This is a genomic window from Coleofasciculus sp. FACHB-712 (assembly GCF_014695635.1).
Lineage (GTDB): Bacteria > Cyanobacteriota > Cyanobacteriia > Cyanobacteriales > FACHB-T130 > FACHB-T130.
In genome coordinates this window covers 1-3303 of record NZ_JACJOQ010000438.1, presented here as the reverse complement: position 1 = coordinate 3303, position 3303 = coordinate 1, and the positions used below count along the sequence as shown (strand labels likewise).

Here is a 3303-nt window from a genome sequence, read left to right as displayed (position 1 = left end):
TCGATGGTTTCACTGACGCTGGGTGCGCCTACCATAATCGGTTGGAAGCGACGTTCTAAGGCAGCATCTCGCTCAATATGCTTGCGGTATTCGTCCAGGGTGGTCATTCCCATGCACTGCAACTCGCCTCGCGCTAATGCTGGCTTGAGGATATTCGCAGCATCCATGCCACCTTCGGTTGAACCCGTACCAATCAGGGTATGCACTTCGTCAATGACCAGAATGACGTTCCCCGATGTCCGAACTTCATCCACAATTTTCTTGAGGCGTTCTTCAAATTCGCCCCGGAATTTGGTACCCGCGATCAGCGAACCCATATCCAGACCGATCACCTGCTTATCTTCCAAAAAGCCAGGAACGTCTTTATTCACAATCCGCTGAGCTAAACCTTCCGCGATCGCAGTTTTACCAACTCCTGGCTCTCCAATCAACACCGGGTTGCTCTTGGTGCGGCGAGCTAATATCTGGATAGCGCGTTCGATTTCTTTGGTGCGACCAACGACCGGATCGAGCTTGCCTTGTGCAGCGAGTGTCGTCAGATTCGTGCCAAACTCATCTAACGTTGCAGTTTTGCGATCGCCACGTCCGGATGTCGAACGCTCTTCTCCACTACCCGCAGAGACGGCTGTGACATCTCCTAGCATCCGAATCACGGCGGTACGGAGGTTATCGGGGTTAGCGTTCAGGTTTTGCAGCACTTTGGCGGCAACCCCTTCCCCTTCTTGAATTAACCCCAGCAGCAGGTGTTCCGGGCCTACATAGTTATGTCCGAAAGCCTTTGCTTCCAGAAAGGCTTGCTCGAAAACACGCTTCACCTTAGGGGTGAAGGGAATTTCAGAGGGTACAAAGCGAGACCCCCGACCAATAATTTTTTCTACCTCAATCCGGCATGCTTGGAGGGTGATGCCTTGATCGATCAGAACTTTAGCCGCCACACCCGTGCCTTCTGCAATTAATCCTAAAAGGAGTTGCTCGGTGCCCACGAGGTTGTGTCCCAGGCGACGTGCTTCTTCCTGGGATAGCATAATTACCCTAACGGCTTTGTCTGTGAAATGTTGAAACATAGCAACTTTCCTCTACCGAGCTGTTTAGGCGATGGGTGAAGTGGCATTTCCCCATGCATAAACTTTTATGTACTTGCTTAATTAACAATGTATCTCCACCCTGATAGCGATCGCAGTGGGCACAACCGTATGAAATCAGGTGTAGTTGCCGCCTATGCATGGGAATAGAAGCGCAATGCATATATGGCGGAAAAAAATATACCTCGGTAGTTAGAAATTTAGGTATATAAATGGAGGGATAATTTTAAAATTCTTCCCTACCGTCGCCAACATTCAACCAGAAGCAGCTTCATCAATTCTTATAAACTTAATAATCCTTATTATTAAGTCCCCATACATCGCTCCCTGTATTCGTAGCTTAAGATACCAATCAGAGTTTCATCCACTAAAAATGTCGGAAAACCTTATATTTCTACCTGGCGGTATATTTATATCTCCTGCATGAATCATGAGGTCTAATGATTCTGGCGTGTGCAACGGCAGGACTAGACATGAGATCGTAAAGCTATCATGTAATCGACAGCCGTTCTCATTGGGATCTCCCTCCTTTAGTTTTGAAGCCCAGTGAGCGATAAAGACATTGCCCTAGTATTTCACTATCGCTCCGGCTTGATATCCTTCAGGCTTTTCCACTCAGCCAGGAACGAGTGAATCATCTTGAGAAAATCCCCTGATTGAACTCTTTCGGTAGATGTAAATGGGGTGTAAAGTATGGACGAAGCAAGTGCATCCCAAGGTAAGCAAAAATACCGGAATCCGACTGCCAACTTCTGATTTTCAGATGAAAAACGGCTGAATCATTCGCTCATAGTGTTCGCAATTCGAGCATTAGAGAATAACACCCTCTCTTAGGATTCAACTTTTCCTACAAGCTCGCTGCATCAAGATCCGGTTGTTTTTATACACCTCTAAAGTTCCAGCCTGCGGATTATCTAACGTACCATCCCACACCCAATATTCATAGTTTCTATTCCGAAACTTATACACTCAAACGTCTTCTGTCCTTTGGCTAGTTCCTCTGCCCAAACTTAAATTCCCGTTGGGATTAGTTGCACGATAGAGTAGTTCACCAGAAGTATGTTTCTGCCAAATATTGATGTTATAACCACCCTGGCAGTTCATGCTTAGGATGATGCCAGCAGTAGAATCAGCAGAGGCTCTTAAGGAAAAATTAGCTAAGCTACTGATTGGCAGTAAACAATCTGTTGAAGTAGCACTGTCAAGCTAGTTAACTTAGCAGGGTTTGTTGATGGGACAAGGATTGTTATCTACAATCCTTGTCCCATCAACATTGTTTCCGAGGCGACATTATTTCCTGCTGAGGGCTAGTCCTGAGTTTTTTACTTGGCAAACAATTCTTTGCCTGCTAAGGCAGCAGCCACTCGTGTTACATTCGCACCATGATACTTGGCAGCTTCCAGCCTCTCTTCAGTAACCCATCACTGGCGATTACATCATCTTCAGTAACATCCTCAACAAACTTTACCGCCACTTCAGTACCTGGAACTGATGTCACACCAGATGCTACCGCTTCTGCCATCTTCTGGGTATTGCCGTAATCAGTTGCGTAAACGATTAAAACTTTTGTCATCTTTTACCTCACACTTGTTGAAGTTGATAGCTGTTTGTGCGCCAAATCTCAATCGCTTTGCGTTTAAGTCCCGCTACCCTAAATGCTGTTTTAAAAACGCCAACGTGCGATCGCGTGCTAATTCTGCGGCTTCTTGGCGATAAGCGGAACTATTCATGCGGCTAAACCCGTGACTCACTCCTTCATAGCGATAGATTGTGACCAGAGGGTTGTCTTTCAGTCCTTGCTGAATGGTTGTTTGAGCGCTTGGGGACACATACTCATCATTTCCACCTATATGCAATATCAGCGGTTTCTGAATCTTTGTCGCCTCGGCTAAATTCTTGTCAATCTCAACACCGTAGTAACTGACGTTGGCATCCGCATCGGTGCGTGTTGCCATGAAATATGCCAGTTTGCCGCCCAAACAAAAGCCCACACTGCCGACCTTGCCTGTGCTGCTGGGATACTGCCGCAGAAAAGATAGACTGGCCTTGAGGTCTTCTACGCCGCTATCCACATCAAATGCTCGAAGTAGCTCAAAGGCTTTAGCCCAATGCTCCTCCTTGCCAGGATCGAGTTGCACATCGGGTTCCAGTCGCCAATACAGATCCGGCACCAGTACCAAATAGCCTGCCTTAGCATAATCATCGGCAGTCTGTCGCATAT

General features: G+C 46.8%; 4 protein-coding genes. All 4 read right to left on the bottom strand.

The window, feature by feature from the left end; translation table 11 throughout:
* Nucleotides 1–1064, bottom strand: a 1064-nt coding sequence (locus H6F50_RS13545) for a Clp protease N-terminal domain-containing protein (RefSeq protein WP_190429095.1), incomplete at its 3' end; no start/stop codon positions are given.
* A 987-nt stretch (nt 1065–2051) separates the two neighbouring features.
* Complete coding sequence (locus tag H6F50_RS27590; protein WP_277879344.1) at nt 2052–2186, bottom strand: hypothetical protein; 135 nt, start codon at nt 2184–2186, stop codon at nt 2052–2054.
* 265 nt (nt 2187–2451) lie between these two features.
* Nucleotides 2452–2655 carry a flavodoxin domain-containing protein gene (locus H6F50_RS13535; RefSeq protein WP_190416112.1) on the bottom strand — a complete coding sequence of 68 codons (204 nt, stop codon included), beginning with the start codon at nt 2653–2655 and terminating at the stop codon, nt 2452–2454.
* A gap of 73 nt (nt 2656–2728) precedes the next feature.
* The coding region (locus H6F50_RS13530) for a dienelactone hydrolase family protein (RefSeq protein WP_190429094.1) at nt 2729–3303 on the bottom strand (575 nt) is incomplete at its 5' end.

What these genes read in the sequence shown, in the direction of transcription:
- H6F50_RS27590 (WP_277879344.1), bottom strand. Translation starts at nt 2,186, where the DNA reads ATGAACTGCCAGGGTGGTTATAACATCAATATTTGGCAGAAACATACT.
- H6F50_RS13535 (WP_190416112.1), bottom strand. Translation starts at nt 2,655, where the DNA reads ATGACAAAAGTTTTAATCGTTTACGCAACTGATTACGGCAATACCCAG.